General features: G+C 36.0%; 18 protein-coding genes and 1 other annotated feature. Of the genes, 13 read left to right on the top strand and 5 right to left on the bottom strand.

Annotated elements, in window-relative coordinates; all coding sequences use genetic code 11:
- Positions 1–42 precede the first annotated feature (42 nt).
- Positions 43–990 carry a ribonuclease Z gene (gene rnz / locus ACIQ38_RS19930; protein WP_402827315.1) on the top strand — a complete coding sequence of 316 codons (948 nt, stop codon included), beginning with the start codon at positions 43–45 and terminating at the stop codon, positions 988–990.
- 17 nt (positions 991–1,007) lie between these two features.
- On the opposite strand, the gene ACIQ38_RS19925 is transcribed toward rnz, so the two are convergent.
- From ACIQ38_RS19925 to ACIQ38_RS19915, 3 genes are all read right to left on the bottom strand, one after another.
- Positions 1,008–1,163, bottom strand: a complete 156-nt coding sequence (locus tag ACIQ38_RS19925) for a hypothetical protein (RefSeq protein ID WP_402827312.1) — start codon at positions 1,161–1,163, stop codon at positions 1,008–1,010.
- Positions 1,164–1,280: 117 nt separating this feature from the next.
- Positions 1,281–2,093: a pyrroline-5-carboxylate reductase gene (gene proC / locus ACIQ38_RS19920; protein ID WP_402827309.1), complete on the bottom strand. Its 813-nt coding sequence runs from the start codon at positions 2,091–2,093 to the stop codon at positions 1,281–1,283.
- A 108-nt stretch (positions 2,094–2,201) separates the two neighbouring features.
- Positions 2,202–3,119: a Nif3-like dinuclear metal center hexameric protein gene (locus ACIQ38_RS19915; RefSeq protein ID WP_402827306.1), complete on the bottom strand. Its 918-nt coding sequence runs from the start codon at positions 3,117–3,119 to the stop codon at positions 2,202–2,204.
- A 118-nt stretch (positions 3,120–3,237) separates the two neighbouring features.
- Positions 3,238–3,449 (bottom strand) — a binding site (T-box leader).
- A 124-nt stretch (positions 3,450–3,573) separates the two neighbouring features.
- Between ACIQ38_RS19915 and ACIQ38_RS19910 the strand changes: the two genes are divergently transcribed.
- From ACIQ38_RS19910 to ACIQ38_RS19895, 4 genes are all read left to right on the top strand, one after another.
- On the top strand, positions 3,574–4,515 hold the full coding sequence (locus ACIQ38_RS19910) for an MBL fold metallo-hydrolase (protein ID WP_402827303.1): 942 nt from the start codon (positions 3,574–3,576) through the stop codon (positions 4,513–4,515).
- The gene (locus ACIQ38_RS19905) at positions 4,502–5,254 is read left to right on the top strand and encodes an SDR family NAD(P)-dependent oxidoreductase (protein WP_402827300.1); all 753 of its coding nucleotides are present in this window, start codon (positions 4,502–4,504) and stop codon (positions 5,252–5,254) included. Before ACIQ38_RS19910 ends, ACIQ38_RS19905 begins: the two co-directional genes overlap by 14 nt.
- Before the next feature lie 579 nt (positions 5,255–5,833).
- Entirely contained in the window at positions 5,834–7,900 is a 2,067-nt protein-coding gene (locus ACIQ38_RS19900; protein WP_402827578.1) for a catalase, read from the top strand.
- A 179-nt stretch (positions 7,901–8,079) separates the two neighbouring features.
- The gene (locus ACIQ38_RS19895) at positions 8,080–9,162 is read left to right on the top strand and encodes an FAD-dependent monooxygenase (RefSeq protein WP_402827297.1); all 1,083 of its coding nucleotides are present in this window, start codon (positions 8,080–8,082) and stop codon (positions 9,160–9,162) included.
- 176 nt (positions 9,163–9,338) lie between these two features.
- Here ACIQ38_RS19895 and ACIQ38_RS19890 read toward each other — a convergent pair whose 3' ends face one another.
- Positions 9,339–9,503, bottom strand: coding sequence for a Spo0E family sporulation regulatory protein-aspartic acid phosphatase (locus ACIQ38_RS19890; RefSeq protein WP_402827294.1), 165 nt, complete (start codon positions 9,501–9,503; stop codon positions 9,339–9,341).
- A 324-nt stretch (positions 9,504–9,827) separates the two neighbouring features.
- Here ACIQ38_RS19890 and hslO point away from each other — a divergent pair, with 324 nt between their 5' ends.
- Both hslO and ACIQ38_RS19880 read left to right on the top strand, forming a co-directional pair.
- On the top strand, positions 9,828–10,706 hold the full coding sequence (gene hslO, locus ACIQ38_RS19885) for an Hsp33 family molecular chaperone HslO (RefSeq protein ID WP_402827292.1): 879 nt from the start codon (positions 9,828–9,830) through the stop codon (positions 10,704–10,706).
- A gap of 126 nt (positions 10,707–10,832) precedes the next feature.
- On the top strand, positions 10,833–11,255 hold the full coding sequence (locus tag ACIQ38_RS19880) for a hypothetical protein (RefSeq protein ID WP_402827289.1): 423 nt from the start codon (positions 10,833–10,835) through the stop codon (positions 11,253–11,255).
- A 4-nt stretch (positions 11,256–11,259) separates the two neighbouring features.
- On the opposite strand, the gene ACIQ38_RS19875 is transcribed toward ACIQ38_RS19880, so the two are convergent.
- Positions 11,260–11,898 carry a cupin domain-containing protein gene (locus tag ACIQ38_RS19875; RefSeq protein WP_402827286.1) on the bottom strand — a complete coding sequence of 213 codons (639 nt, stop codon included), beginning with the start codon at positions 11,896–11,898 and terminating at the stop codon, positions 11,260–11,262.
- A 119-nt stretch (positions 11,899–12,017) separates the two neighbouring features.
- Here ACIQ38_RS19875 and ACIQ38_RS19870 point away from each other — a divergent pair, with 119 nt between their 5' ends.
- From ACIQ38_RS19870 to ACIQ38_RS19845, 6 genes are all read left to right on the top strand, one after another.
- Positions 12,018–12,800 carry an aminoglycoside phosphotransferase family protein gene (locus ACIQ38_RS19870; RefSeq protein ID WP_402827283.1) on the top strand — a complete coding sequence of 261 codons (783 nt, stop codon included), beginning with the start codon at positions 12,018–12,020 and terminating at the stop codon, positions 12,798–12,800.
- Between the two features lie 46 nt (positions 12,801–12,846).
- Positions 12,847–13,401 carry an NUDIX hydrolase gene (locus ACIQ38_RS19865; protein WP_402827280.1) on the top strand — a complete coding sequence of 185 codons (555 nt, stop codon included), beginning with the start codon at positions 12,847–12,849 and terminating at the stop codon, positions 13,399–13,401.
- On the top strand, positions 13,398–14,138 hold the full coding sequence (locus ACIQ38_RS19860) for a DUF5694 domain-containing protein (RefSeq protein WP_402827277.1): 741 nt from the start codon (positions 13,398–13,400) through the stop codon (positions 14,136–14,138). Before ACIQ38_RS19865 ends, ACIQ38_RS19860 begins: the two co-directional genes overlap by 4 nt.
- Positions 14,139–14,234: 96 nt before the next feature.
- Positions 14,235–14,648, top strand: coding sequence for a GNAT family N-acetyltransferase (locus ACIQ38_RS19855; protein WP_402827274.1), 414 nt, complete (start codon positions 14,235–14,237; stop codon positions 14,646–14,648).
- A gap of 487 nt (positions 14,649–15,135) precedes the next feature.
- A complete protein-coding gene (locus ACIQ38_RS19850) occupies positions 15,136–15,810 on the top strand; it encodes an AlkZ-related protein (protein WP_402827271.1) in 675 nt (224 codons plus the stop codon).
- Between the two features lie 191 nt (positions 15,811–16,001).
- Positions 16,002–16,214, top strand: coding sequence for a hypothetical protein (locus ACIQ38_RS19845; RefSeq protein WP_402827268.1), 213 nt, complete (start codon positions 16,002–16,004; stop codon positions 16,212–16,214).
- Positions 16,215–16,348: the final 134 nt, after the last annotated feature.

The raw sequence follows: 16,348 nt of genomic DNA, 5'->3' as shown, positions 1-16,348 counted from the left end.
TTGTAAAGATTTTTTGGGTTGATTACGAAAGTAGGTGTACAGATGCAATTATTATTTTTAGGTACTGGTGCAGGAATGCCTTCCAAAATGCGCAATACGACTGCCACCGTATTAAAATTACTCGATGAACGGGGAACATTTTGGATGTTTGATTGTGGAGAGGCGACGCAACATCAAATCCTACATACAACATTAAAACCTCGAAAATTAGAAAAACTATTTATTACGCATTTACATGGAGATCATATATATGGATTGCCTGGTTTACTTGGTTCTCGTTCCTTTTTAGGAGGAGATGAGCCTTTAACGATTTACGGGCCTGTTGGACTTAAAGCATGGATCGAATTGACACTTGCTACGTCTAAAACGCATATAAAGTATGCACTGAACATAATCGAAATTGAAGAGGGCATCATTTTTGAAGATAATCAATTTATCGTGGAAGCAAAATTGCTTGAGCATGTCATTCCATGTTTTGGATATAAAGTAAGGCAAAAAGATCTTCCTCCTGAACTTTTGATTGAAAAAACAGATGCATTAGGAGTACCAAGGGGACCTTTGTTAAAGCAACTAAAAGAAGGGCATGACGCAGAGCTAGCAGATGGACGTATTGTAAAGAGTGTCGATGTAACTGGGGAACCAAAAGAAGGATTCCAAGTGACCATTCTAGGAGATACAAGGTTTTGTGAGAATGCCATACTGTTAAGTCGAAATGCGGACATTGTCGTGCATGAAGGGACGTTTGATCAAGAAACAGCAGAACTTGCCGGTCAGTATGGTCACTCTACTATCATGGATGCAGCAAATGTATGTAAAGAATCTGAAGCCCAGCATTTGATTGTCAATCATATTAGCGCAAGATTTATGCCTTCTGATATAAAAGAGATGCTTGCTCAAGTAAAGCATTATGAATTTCCGATATACATTGCAGAAGATTTTGCTGAATATGATTGGTCGAATGGTCAATTAAAGAAGATTCCGAGGGAGTAGTATCACTCGGAATTTTTTTATTTTTTATCAACTATTACTAAACTCAGCGTTGCAATTGGACCGATAATTAAGGATAAAAGAAACCAATTTAATCCGCTTCTGTTTTTACCTTGTGCTATTCCTGCATTAATGAGGGCGAGAGTGCCCCAACCGACAAAATATGAATTATCCATTTAATTGTGCACGCCTTTCTATATGTTTGTTGCTTTGTTAGGATAAATAGTTGCTTACTAAGGGAAGTTGATTGCTCTACCATTCCAATTAATATCCCTTAGACAATTTCCACCATGTTATTCGTATTGCTTACCAAGAACACGAGACTTATTCTGGGCTGCGTTAATGCATGCAAATATTGCTTCGTTTACTTTATGCTGTATTAACTGTTCAACTCCAGCTTCCGTTGTGCCTCCTGGACTAGTTACTTTTCTACGTAGTTCAGATGGTTCGACGTCGCCTTTTTTCAGCATTTGTGCCGCACCTTCCATTGTTTGGATGAATAATTGTCGTGCATCTTCAGAAGATAAACCATGCTGTACAGCTGCTGCTTCAAATTGTTCCGCAAAGTAGTATAAATATGCAGGACCACTACCAGCAAGTGCTGTCACGACATGTAAATCTTCTTCGTCCACTACTTTTACAGAACCAATTGCTTGTAGTATATTAATAATTTCCTGTTTCAAACTCTCAGAAACAAGGGCATTCCAACTTACAGCCGACGCACTTAATCCAACAGCTGCCGAAGTATTCGGCATCACCCGTGCAATTGGTCGAGTCCCTAAATGGGAAGCGATTGTTTGGATAGATACACCTGCAATAACCGAAATGATGGTAGCTTTTTCATTTAAATAAGAGGAAATTTCTTCAAATGCATCAATGGAATCTTTCGGTTTCATTGCCAAAACAATAATATCTGCCTCTTTTATTGCTTTTTTCTCTTCGCATACGATTTGTATGTTATATGTTCGTTTCAAATGTTCCAGTTGATCGATATCTGATTTATTGGTCACGTGAATTTGCGCTGGAAGAAATTTTTCCTCTTTTGTCAAGCCATTAATAATTGCTTCCGCCATTGCTCCAGCTCCGATAAAAACTATTTTCGACATGTACAATCCACTCCTTTAAGTTTACGTTCTAGTAATTATTCGTGAAATAAAATATTGTTCATCTATTAGTTATTGGAAGTTATATACTAAAAAAAACAATTCCCATTCTTATAACCACCATTTTTCCTGCGGAATTAAGAATGTTTTAATATCGAAGTTCTTTTCAAACCAATTTTTCATTAAAGTTTGGTGAACAAGATATTCTGAAGCAGAATGAGAAACGCCTATTAGTGACATAGAGGTTTTTGAAGCATAATCCATAATCCTATTAAATTTTTGCTTTCCATATTCATTGTCAATATGACAATGTATTTCTCCTGTAATATATGCTTGCACACCGTTTCTCTCGGCTTCTTCCATCCAGTCTACTACGTCTCCGCAACCCGCAACAATTGCGACTTTTTGAATATCCTGTAGCTCTTGGCCTTCGAAGTCAACATAAGGGATATTAAATATTTCTTTTAACATAGTAATTAAGCTTTGGGTATCGGAGTTTTCTATATTACAGTACAGTACAAAGTCATTACTCTGGTCATTTATTGGGTCTTTATCGATAACTTTTGCGTTTAACTCTTTAGCAATGGCAATGTTAGTACTTAACTGTTTATGACAATCCATTGGAACATGGCAAGTATAAATTGACAACTTTTTCTGTTTAATTTGATCAATGTATTTTTCATTTATAGGTACAAATCCTTTTCCCCAGCTACCATAGGGATCCCCACATTCCATAAGTAAGGGATGATGCATAAATAATAAATCTCCCTCATTACTTTCTTCAATAAATTTTTCCAAGACATAATCGGTAGGAAAGACGGCCAAAAAAACTTTTTCTATATTTGAAGCCCCTCTTAACATAAGCCCATTAAATAATTCGACAAACTCTTTCTCAAAAATTGCTTTCCAATCAAACTTTATAGGATCATAAACATTTGGTATAAATCTACTGAAAGCAGAATCCTTCCCAAATTCTTTGATTTTAAATTCTTTATCTAATCTATTTACAATTTCATTTAGATCTTGCACTATTATCTCTCCTTGAATTGTTAACTTTTTTATTGAAATTAATTACTTAACACCAAATCAATCGATTAATTATTCTGTTTATTTTGGTCATATAAAAAAGCGCTTCCGTCCCTATATAAATAAGGACGAAAACGCTTGTCTCCGCGGTACCACCTAAATTTGCCGAAAATACGGCACAACTTACTCCTCCTTATCGCGGAAGGCACGACTATGTTTACATAGTAGCTCCGAAGTAGGTTCGACATATGAGCGGGAGGTGAAACTTGCAGCGGGTCATTTCACTCTCTAGTACTCCATCATATATGTACTATTCTTCATCTTGGCTTTTATTTTCTGAATTACTGAAATTATATGTTGCATTTTCAGAAAAGTCAACTTCATTTTAATGACGACTTATGGAAAAAGCTGTACAATGGTATGAATAACTATTCATAAAAAAAGGGGAATTCATCGGATGATACATAAAATAAGCGTGCCTACTCCATTTGCAGTAGGAGATGTAAATTCATATTTATTAAAAGGGGATGCACTGACATTAATCGATGTTGGACCAAAAACAGAAGAAGCACGACAAGCACTTTTTGCTGGGATAAAAGAAGCGGGCTACGCACCATCTGATATTGAGCAAGTGCTTTTAACACATCATCACCCGGATCATTCCGGCTTGATAGAGGCTTTTGACAAAGCTATTGTTTTAGGTCATGCATATAATCAACCTTGGGTAACAAAAGATGAAGATTTCTTCCGATTTCATGATGAGTTTTATCTGCAATGTTTAATCGAAGAGGGAGTACCAGAAAGTTACTTACATTGGGTGGAAAAGATGAAAAGACCGCTACATTTTATAGGGAATCGTCCAATAGATACAGTCTTAAAAGATGGTGATGTGTTGTCTGGGCATCCTGAATTTACTGTACTGGAAACTTTAGGTCATGCGCAAAGTCATCTATCTTTTTGGGCCGAGAAAGCACAAGTTTTAATCGGTGGAGATTTAATTATAGAGAAAGTATCATCAAACCCACTAATTGAACCACCCTTAAATAAAGGAAAACGGACTAAATCGATGTTACAATACAACGAGTCTTTAAAAAGAATTCAAGAACTACCAGTCGAGAAGGTATATAGTGGGCATGGTGACGAAGTGTACAATGTATATGAATTATTAGAGATTAGACTAGAAAAACAAAAAGAACGAGCGATGAAAGTTTTAGATATGATGAAAAATGGAGAGAAAACGATTTTTGAACTTACGCAAGAGCTATTTCCAAAAGTATACGAAAAAGAACTAGGTTTAACGCTTTCTGAAACAATTGGGCAAGTGGATTATTTAATGGAAAACGGTTATATTACGGAGCAGCGAAATGAGAAAGGGATATTGTTGTATGGGCAAGTCTAAGAAAATATGTATTACCGGCGCTACAAGTGGCGTCGGGCTTTTGCTTGCTAAAAAACTTCACGCACAAGGACATGAAGTATGGGCAACGGGAAGAAATCAGCAAGCATTAGAAGAATTAAAACAGTTAGGTGTATATACAATACAAGCCGACTTAACCGTAGACCAATCGTTTGACGAAATGTTCCAAGACATGGGGACACCTGATACACTAATTCACTGTGCTGGTGTAGGAACATTCGCTTATGTGACCGATTTAGAAGAAAAAGTAATGGATCAAATTATGCAAGTAAATGTACTTGCACCGATGAAACTGACCAAATTTTTTGCATCGAAAATGAAAAATAGAGGAAGAGGACATATTTTATTTGTTGCTTCACAAGCAGGGAAAGTTGCGACTCCAAAAGCGTCAGTCTATGCAGCTTCCAAACATGCCATTATTGGATTTGCAAATGCTGTGCGGATGGAACTGAAGGAATTCGGCATTCTTGTTACAACAATCAATCCTGGACCAATCGATACTCCGTTTCTAGACTTAGCTGACCAAACCGGTAGCTACAGGGAAAAATTAAATAAGCATCTATTGTCTCCCGAACAAGTGGTCCAAGCTATTGTGAAAGCAATCGAGCATCCAGTTCGAGAAGTGGATTTACCAGGGTATATGAGTATTACAAGCAAACTATATGCAGTATTTCCGAAGACTGTGGAGACACTAGGAAAACGTTTTTTTAATCAAAAATAGCAAGCAAAATAAGCGTATTGGAGGAACCATTTCCAATACGCTTATTTTTTGGAGCAACAAATAACATTTCGAATGTCTTATAAAGTAGAGTAAATCGGTAGATGGCGTTAAATATTCTTCTTCTTTTATGGAAAAGTCACATTGTTGTCGTGCTAATTCTTCGTATTGAACAACATTAATATCTTTGAGAAATATCAATAAATAGATGTCGTCTCTTGAGCCAATATTGCTGTCGTCTTTGAAGTCCACGCCAATTTGTTTTTCGATTTCTTCTTCAGAAGTATAAGGTCTTATCAAAAATGCCTTATCCCAGTCAAAAGCTAGAAAATCCTTTATATGTATCCCGCTAGTACTGTTGTCTGAAACGAGTGAAATAATGGATGTAAGCGTGCTTTCTAATTTTGTCTTTTGTTATGACAATTACACTCATTCTTTCAAAGCATCACCATTTCGCTCAGTAAACGGAAAAGTTAAATAAGAGGTTCATCGTCTAACTGCCTTTAATAAGTAGCACATTCCTTACATATAGTATACATAGGGCAAAATAGAAGAAAAAATCACGGATAGAAAGGGGATTTGGTGGATAAAACGCCTGAAAACGATAAAGGAAAAGTGGATGAAAATAGTAAGGATCTTCAATTAGAACAGTTTCGAGTTAATAATGACGGGAAAAAGATGACGACCAATCAAAGCTTAAAAGTATCAAATGACGAAGAATCACTAAAAGCCGGTGTTCGCGGACCGACGCTTATGGAGGATTTCCACTTCAGGGAAAAAATTACGCATTTCGACCATGAACGAATTCCAGAAAGAGTAGTGCATGCAAGAGGGTACGCAGCACATGGGGAATTCGAATTGTATGAATCGATGGCGGAATATACAAAAGCAGGATTTCTGCAAAAAGCCGGAACTAAGACACCTGTCTTTACTAGATTTTCAAATGTTGTTGGAAGTTCAGGTTCTCCTGACACTGTACGTGATGTTCGCGGATTTGCGGTGAAATTTTATACCGAAGAAGGAAATTATGATTTAGTTGGCAATAATATTCCTATATTTTTTATCCAAGATGCCTTAAAGTTTCCAGATCTTATACATGCGGTAAAACCTGAGCCACATAATGAAATGCCACAAGCAGCTTCAGCACATGATACTTTTTGGGATTTTGTTGCAAACAATCAAGAATCAGCGGCTATGATTATGTGGCATATGTCTGATCGCACAATCCCGAAAAACTATCGTATGATGGAAGGTTTTGGTGTTCATACTTTTCGATTTGTCAATGCTCAAGGGCTAGCAAAGTTTGTGAAGTTTCATTGGAAACCACTATTAGGAGTCCATTCGCTGGTTTGGGATGAAGCTCAAAAGATTGCTGGGAAAGATCCTGATTTCCAGCGTCGTGATTTATGGGAATCCATTGAAGCTGGTAATTTTGCCGAATATGAATTAGGTGTCCAAATGATCAACGAAGCGGATGAATTCTTGTTTGACTTCGACATTTTAGATGCTACGAAAATATGGCCAGAAGAAATAGTGCCTGTTAAAATAATCGGCAAGATGACATTAAACCGAAATGTAGACAATGTTTTCGCGGAAACAGAGCAAGTGGCATTCCACCCGGGAAATCTAGTGCCTGGGATTGACTTTACGAATGATCCGCTGTTGCAAGGAAGGCTGTTTTCTTATATTGACACACAATTATTACGGCTTGGCGGACCGAACTTTACAGAAATCCCCATTAACCGTCCTATTTGTCCGTTCCATAATAATCAGCGTAATGGATTTAGTCGCCAGTCCATCAATGTAGGGCAAGTAAGCTACCATAAAAATTCTTTAGCAAACAACACACCTTCCACTAGTACCGCAAAAGAAGGTGGCTTTGTCCACTACGCACAAAAAGTGGAAGGGCGGGTTATACAAGCAAGAAGTGAGTCATTCAAAGATCATTTTTCACAAGCAAGACTTTTTTGGAATAGCATGTCTCCTCCAGAAAAACAGCATATTATTAATGCATTCTCTTTTGAAGTAGGGAAAGTCAATGATCGCAGTGTTAGGCAGCAAGTGGTAGATATGTTCGCTCATGTCGACTTAGAAATGGCCAGTATTGTGGCAGACAATATAGGTGTGAACAGACCAATTGGGTCCCAGTCACAAGTTACTGCCTCTTCTCCTGCACTAAGTCAAGCAAACACTAGAAAAGTACCTCAAACGCTAAGAGTTTCTGTCCTTATGGGGAATGGATTCGATGTGGATGAAGTGGAAAAGGTAGTTAAGATGCTCAGACGATACGGCGTACAGTTCAAGATTGTTGCGGAGAAGTTTGGCATAGTTAGAAGTAAAGATCGTTTTAAAGTAAGGGTAAATGAAACTTTCCTTACAACAGACCCAGTTTTATTTGATGCCATATATGTAATTGGAGGGACTGCTGAAAATCAAGGGAAATTCAATTCAGATGTAACTAACTTTATAGATGAAACGTTCAAGCATTTTAAACCGATTGGTGTAGCAACAACAGGAGTGCCATTTTTTGATGCATCAAGTGCAAAAGCAGGACCTGGAATTATATTTGCTTCCGACAATGATGATTTCGATAAAATGTTCCTCCAGGCTATTACACAACAACGATTTTGGGACAGAGATATTTATTAACAGTTATGATAGAATAGTATAAGTCGCCCTGTCATAGATACGGTGCGGCTTTTTCTATTGTTTTTCATTTGACTAAAGTAGATTGTAATTATATACTTACTTACGATAGGTAAGTTAAATGTTTTAATGGATAAAACGACGAGAACATGGTTGATAGTCCATAGCAGGAGGATTGTGAAGTGAACTATAAAGTAGATGTTTGTATTGTAGGGGCAGGTCCAGGAGGAGCGTTACTTGCGTATTTGCTTGCTAAGAAAGATGTTTCGGTCTTGCTGCTAGAACAACATGCGGCTGTAGGAAAGGCGTTTCGCGGTGAACATTTAAACGAAGAAGGCGAAACGATTTTAAAAGAACATGGACTTTTTGAACAAGTAGAAAAACAAGGTTTACTCCGTATGGAAAAACTAGAATATTGGCATGGAGGGAAACCTTTTAAAACCATTTTACCAGATCCACAAATAGGACATTTAGGCATTCATGTTCCACAAATTCATTTGTTATCTGTCTTGCTAGAAGCAGCAGAAGAATATCCATCTTATAGTTCGATGATGAACACGAAGGTTGTTGAACTATTAAAAGATGAATCTGGCAATTACCATGGAGTTCGAGCGATGCGTGATGGTGAAGAAATGGTCATAGACTGCCAGTTGGTTGTTGGCGCGGATGGTCGATATTCAACCGTCCGAAAAAAAGCAGAAATTGAAACAACGATTAGAAAACATGGATTTGACCTACTTTGGGCGAGAATTCCTGCTCCGGACAATTGGGAACCTTCGATCAGAATGGCACTAATTGGTGATAAACAATTATCTTTGTTTACCCAAGCGAAGGGGTATATCCAAATCGGTTGGAATATTGAAGAAGGTTCATTTCCAAAGTTACGAAAACAACCGTTTACACCTTTTATAGATCAACTAGTGGAAGCATTTCCAGAGTTGGAAGAAACGGTACGAGACTCTATTCAATCATGGAAAGATTTTGTGTTATTAGATGTATTTAGTTCTACAAGTAAAAGCTGGGGAAATAAGGGTGTTGCTTTAATCGGAGACGCGGTGCATACGATGACACCAACTGGAGCTTTTGGTTTAAATAGTTCATTAAAAGATGCAGATTTCTTAGCATCTCTTATTGATAAAAATTTAATTTCCAAACTGAATAATATGGAATGTGCAAATCAAAGAAAACTGGAAGTAGAGAAGTTACAAGCAATCCAAATAGAGAAAGAACAGACATTTGCTTTGAACTTTGTTGTCGCTGTATAATAAATTAACGCATCATTATACGAACTAGGCTGTAAGATGCAGCCGGTTGTATAGAGGTGCGTTCTTTTACTTCTTTTATAAAAAAAGTGACCCTCTAATAAACCATTAGAGGGTGCGTATACATTTTATGGAATTGTAAGTGAAAGCAAATCTTAGATGACTGATTTTTCCTTAACCTATGACGCTATTTTTTGATATTTGTTTAATAATTCATCCAGTTCTTGACTACATGATACGACAGTGGGATGTGTAAATCCATAGTCTTTCGCTTTTTTGTACATGATTTTTCTTTTTATTGCAATTTGAAACAATAAAGCTTTTTCATCTAAGTAACTATACACGATCTTTCCTCCAAATAATATTTTAAATCGATAAACCATATCCGTTTTTTTTGTGGTTTCTAAACCAACTTTTACATTGTAAACTATAGAAAATGCAAATTTTGTCGCATGGTGACAAAAAGTCATAAATTCATAAAGTTGTCACAAGTTATACGTATATTTTGAAAAACAAGCAAAAATGAATCTTTATAGCTAGATGAATTGGAAGGATATTAATTGACTTTTGCTAAGAATTTAAATCTATTTACTTATGGTGAGCTACACTTTATCGTATGAGCATGTAGAAAGTTAAATTTTTCGACAAATTATGGAAGGAGAAAAAATATGAATGATTATGTAGTAAAGGCAATTGCGCTTCAAGATCAAGTTAGGGCATATGCCATTCGATCAACTGAAACAGTTAGTGAAGCACAACGCCGTCATGAGACACTACCAACTTCCTCAGTAGCGCTTGGAAGATCTATGACAGCAGGGGCCATCCTAGGTGCAATGATGAAAGGTGAAGAAAAATTAACGATTAAAATTGATGGTGGAGGTCCCATTGGTACCATTCTTGTGGACGCAAATGCAAAAGGGGAAGTGCGTGGCTATGTATCTTACCCACAAACCCATTTTGAAATGACAGAGTCAGGTAAATTAGATGTAAGACGTGCGGTTGGAACAAACGGAACTCTTTCTGTTTCGAAGGACGTCGGGATGAATCAGCCATTTGTTGGACAAGTTCCTATTGAAACGGGAGAAATCGGGGAAGACTTTACATCGTATATTATGAACTCGGAGCAAACTCCTTCGTCTGTTGGGGTAGGAGTCCTTGTAAACGAGGATGATACGATTCAAGCAGCAGGTGGCTTTATCATTCAATTATTACCTGGAACTTCGATTGAAACGATTGAATTGCTCGAAAATCGTTTGCAACAGATCCCTTCGATTACTTCGATGGTAAAAGATGGGCTCACACCAGAAGAGATGTTAGAAGTAGTGCTTGGGGCAGGTAATGTAAGTATCCTCGAAAAATTGCCTATTCATTTTCAGTGTCAATGTTCAAGAGAGCGAATCGCTAATGCGATAATAAGTTTAGGACAAGAAGAAATACAAGATATGATGGAAGAAGACGGACAAGCAGAAGCTCAATGCCATTTTTGTAATGAGTATTATTTATTTACAAAAGATGATTTACAGCAATTATTAGAGGAAACAATTTAAGAAACTTTTTGGACTGCATGGATAATTCTTTATCTAGCAGTCTTTTTTTGTGAAATAAAATCATTTGGTGAAGGGGTTTCTGACAATATGGAGAATATTACTATATATAGGAAGGAGCTCTTCAGGGTGCAATATTTTGGAAAGTTGAATTTAGTAAGTGCTTACTATGCGTTTATGTTATTTATTTCAATTGAGTTACAGTTAAATTTTTATCGGATTTGGCGTATTAGTGAATGGCAAACGGGCTCGATAAACCTAATGACTGGTGTTATCCATATCGTTGGCTTTATGCTACTCACTTATTTGATTTATTTTTTCAATAAGAAATGGCTGCGAAATCGGAATTCGAAATATTGGACAGCCATTCTTTGGGTACCCTATTTAATCGTCTTTTTATACATATTCGCAAATCTATTTCCCATTACAAACCGAGGGGATTCACCAGCACCAGTAACCGGATTAATCTTGCTAGCTCAGTTCATAAGTTACCCGTTTTATTTATCATTTGTATATTTTATGAGCGATGGTTTGCGCAGTGAACAAAAATAATGCGCTAACAAGTCGGATGGTTATATGGGATGTATTGTACCGCCGGATACCATTGATTGACATTAGGATGTATATAATTTGGATAATACTGTGTGTTGCTTGCTGTTCTTTTGTTACAATTTTTCGGTGGTCCAATATAGGTTGGTGCTTGAACTGGTTCAATCGCTTGTTTCCATTCATTTTCGTCCATACAATATGTGTGCGCCATAATCTCAGGGGGCGTTAATTTTAAAATATCGGAACCTAAAATTACTTCAGGAGTAGGAGCATTAAAAATAGCCAGTACATGTGTCCGATCTTCTGTAGCCATTTGGTAATGCCACCAGCCTTGTGGAATATTCGCTACTTGGCCAGGCGTAATGGTGTAGTGCTGATATTGTTTTGTAAAAGGGTTCAAGATAGAAACAGCCATTGCACCAGAAATACAATATACTAACTCCGAAGCATTTGGATGGTAATGTGGTTCAATATTATTGTTCGTACTAAGAAAAATATCAATCAATGATAAATTGTCCAATGTATTAAGCTGCTCGACACCTAGAATATTCATAAAGTTATAATTGTCTTTTTGAAAGAAGAGATTGTTATTTACATCAAAAGTAAACTGGGCGGATGGGGAAGAGTAGTCGAAAGAAGAATCCATGACTCAACCTGCCTTTTTTCGATTGTAATGTGATGTAGGCACATTCTTTGCATCATATGTAATTGCCCAGTTTTTTGTGCTTTCATCTTTATGTCAGAACAAATTAAAAGGAGCTGCCTATGAATCAACATATTAATCCAGCGATATTGGAATTTTTTGAACCAATATTAAGTAAAGTACAGTCATTTTCATTTCCTAAAAGGCAAGGAGCAACTTCAGAAGTAATTTTCGTGCAAACTGATAAGGGACAATTTGTTTGCAAGATTGCAAAAAAGTCACCGTATAGAGACTGGCTTAAAAAAGAAGCAGTTACTATAAAATGCTTAAATGAAGAAACAAACTTACCAATTCCTATTTTCTATCAATTTAATGAAACGAAAGTAGAGAGCTTTTTACTCATGAGTCAGGAAAATGGAATCCCATTAAGGGAAGCCCTTCAACAAACTTCGAATGATTCAGAAAAACTCGCATTGATAGAAAGTTTCGGTGTGCTTTTAAAACAATTACACCAAACGCAAGCTCCGGCTTCATGGGTCACAGAAAGGTCCTGGTTAGATGAGCAATTAGAAGTTGCAACCTATAATCTGCAAAACTATGAGGTGGATGGTGATCAATCATTACTGGAGAAATTAAAAAGGCAAAAGCCTATTCCTTCTAAACAAACGTTGATACATGGTGATTGTACAATAGATAATGTGCTTGTTGTAGATGGAAAGGTACATATGTTAATCGATTTAGCAGGAGCTGCTTATGGAGATCCGCGTTATGATATTGCACTAGCTATCCGATCTATTCAAAACAATCAAGAAATGATTAATGCATTTTATAAAGGCTATGAGCTTCAAACTATAACAACAGAAGAGTTTGCGTATTTTGATGAAGGATTGTATGAGTTTTTTTAGTGGCTATTGCGGTTAATTATATTAAATATCGTTAGGAGAATATCAGATGAACAATTGGAAAACTCTCGATTCTAATTATGTTTATAAAACACCATTCGGCAATTTACGGAAAGATGAATGTGAACTTCCAGATGGACAAATAATAGAGAATTATTATGTCAATGAATACGCTGACTGGGTAAATGCAATCGTGGTCACTGAAGAAAAAAAGATTGTCCTTGTTAGACAGTATAGATATGCTGCACAAGACTTCTTTTTAGAAATACCGGCTGGTAAGCCTGAGGAAAATGAAACATTCGAAAATGCTATTGTAAGAGAGCTAAGAGAAGAAACGGGATTTATTTCAGAAGAAAAGCCTATATTATTGGGAGAATTTTATGTTAATCCGGCAACTCAAACCAATAAAGTAATTACCTTTTTAGTTGTAGATGCATATAAGGCTTTTGATCAAGAACTAGATCCTACAGAATTTATTGATGTGTATTTAATAGATTTGAATGATATAGAAGCCATGATTGCAACAGGTGAGATCAATCAGTTATTCACGGTGAGTGCTTATTATATGGCTAAATCGCACCTACTGGTTAAGGAGAAGATATGAATAGCACGAAGCCAAAGATTCTGCTAGTTGGAGTGTTTCATATGGGTGGCTCATCAGATATGAATCAATTCGACATAGATAATGTGTTATCTCCAAAGAAGCAAATAGAAATAGAAGAAGTCATGCGAAAATTAAGTGCATTTCAACCTAATAAGGTAGCGGTAGAAGCAGTGAAGGAAACGGATAATGAACTAAATACTATGTATCACCAATATATAAACAATTCATTGGAATTAAATACAAATGAAATTCAACAAATTGGCTTTCGACTTAGTGCCAAAATGGAGAACGAGCGAATATATCCTGTCGATTGGATGGGAGATATAGGACAAAGAGACATTGGAGAAGTTTTGAAATGGGCAAAAAGCAATCAATCCGTATTATATAAATTGATAATGGAAGAATATCTTCCGAAAATAATGGATTTCCCATCAAAAGATCATACGATTCTTGACATGTTAATGCATATAAATCAAGAAAAAAGAGTAAAAAATGATCACGAACTTTATATGCAAGTAGCTCGTATCGGAACAGAAACTGATTATATAGGAATCGATTGGATGAGATGGTGGTACCAGCGGAATTTGACCATTTATTCAAATCTTACCAGATTGATTACAGAATCGGATGATCGAATTCTTTTGCTGATTGGAGCAGCACATATTTATTTAGTAAGGCAATTTTTGCTAGAAAGCGGGATTTTTGAGGTGGAATCTGCGTTAGACTATTTGCGGTAAAGAGGACGTTATAGTCTAATTTATTATATTTGGTGAATGGTTGCGTGATTGACATCTTAAAAGTAGTAGATATGAATATTAAGGGGCTTGCCAAAGATGAATTATAGTATCGTAGAGAAATTAAACGAAAATCAATTAATAGAATTACAAGGTTTGTTTAAAAATGAATGGTGGACGCAGCATCGAGAGCTTCCGGAAATTAGAAAAATGATGAATAACAGTAGTGTAGTAATAGGTTTGATAGATAATGAAACGGAAGAATTAATTGGTTTTGCTCGAGTAATTACAGACTCAATATATAGAGCTTTTATATTTGATGTAATGGCAAAAGAAAGTTTCCGAAATAATGGAATTGGTACAATTTTAATGAACTATATATTGGAACATCCGCTTGTTCGAGAAGTGGATAGGTTGGAACTATATTGTCCCGATAGATTAGTTGGATACTATGAGAAGTTCGGCTTTTCAACTGATGTAAATGGTAGTAATTTGATGAGGTTGAAGAAATAATATATTAATTAAATAGGAATATATGTGTGATATAGTAGCGTGTTCAGGACGATCCGCATTTCCTGTTAACTATTCATTATTTGGATAGGGATAGGAGGTGCTGTATATGTCAACTTTCGAATCTTGAATGTTCGCTATAGCGTTCGCAGATTTGATTGTTTCCATTCTTACTTTTTCCAAAGTAAAAAAGTAAACCGCCCATGAAGCTGCAAAGCACAGGAAGGTTTACTTATCCTAATTGCTGATCGCTTTTGAAGCGATACTATTTTATTACAAGACTGTTTGGTGTTGTCGCACCGAGCAGTCTTTTTTAATATATTCTATTTCACTCGTTTTTATAACATATTGAATAGAGGAATGTTACTAAAATATCCGATTATTCTGTCGTAGTACTACCGCTCTCGCTATGAGTGGGAATTGTAAGAAGGATAATATAAGTTGAATATAGAAATTAGATATATCCCATTTTAGTATAAGGAGATATCAAATGATGGAATATAAAGTGAAAACATACGAGGAAGCAGTAGATGTAATAAAAAAGGTAGGTATACTTCCCCTTGCTCCTTTAATACCTGACCTCCCTTCATTAAACGCTATTACTTTACCAGAGCATTGGCATTCTGACACAGAGTTTGACCCTTGGACTTGGAGGACAAAATTTGCAACAGATGGGGTTGCGGCATATGGTAAATTCATCAAGAAAAAATCGATATTGGTTTCACGTGAGCTTCTTCCGTATGTAAAAAATGTTTTAGGTTATGCCGATTCTGTTGAGGAACGTTATTTTAAAGGAATCGTATCTAAAGAAGCACGAGCTCTATACAAACTTATTAGTCAGGAAGAAGGGATTGATACAAGAGCATTAAGGACAAAGGCTGGGTTAAAGGAAAAAGAGAAGAAAAAGCTATTTGATCATGCATTATTAGAATTACAAGGATCGATGGACATTGTAATTTCAGGTATAAATGTGAAAAGAAATACGGAAGGCGAAAAAAATGGATGGAGCAGTACAGCTTTTGAGACATACAACTCCTGGGTAGCCAGAAATAGTATAAACGGTATTAATGAAGGGAAAGAAGATTCAAGAAAATATCTTCTATCTTATTTTTCAAATATTTGCAGTGATGCGGCGATGAAAAAGTTGGAAAAAATATTTGTATAAATAAAAAGAAGTGTCATGTTTAGTTATCATTTTTTCGTGGTTAGTGTGCATAACCTATTATTATGTGTGCCTATTTTTCTTTTTTGTTATATAAAAACATAAGCTCTTATTTGGAGATTCAACAAAGAGGAATAACTAGTTGGCATTGTTACTAATAGCTACAACAATTCTTTGATGAGAAGAGGGGGAAAATGAAAGGATTTACAGCTAAACTAATGCTTTTTTTATTTTCAGTAGTTATTTTCATCTTTCTATGGAAAATTATGCAGTATATTTTTAATGTCTTTGTTCCATTTAATCCAATGACGGAGCTAATTTCTTTTGTAGTAATTGTGGTTATGATACCTACTTCCATGATTTTAGCTAATAGTAGTTTCCTATTATTTCAAAAATCCTTTAAGTAGAAGGGATATTTTTTATGCCTTGTTTTCTTATTTGTACAAAACATATGAAATTTGCTCATTTTTTTGAGCTAATCTTTGTGCAAATCAACTATAGTGTTTGTCTATGGAAATCTGTAAATTGGAATTAGGAATCA

The organism is Psychrobacillus sp. NPDC096389 (assembly GCF_044762855.1).
Taxonomy (GTDB): Bacteria; Bacillota; Bacilli; order Bacillales_A; family Planococcaceae; genus Psychrobacillus.
The sequence above is the reverse complement of the archived record's forward strand: the minus strand, read 5'-3'. Positions and strand labels throughout refer to the sequence as shown.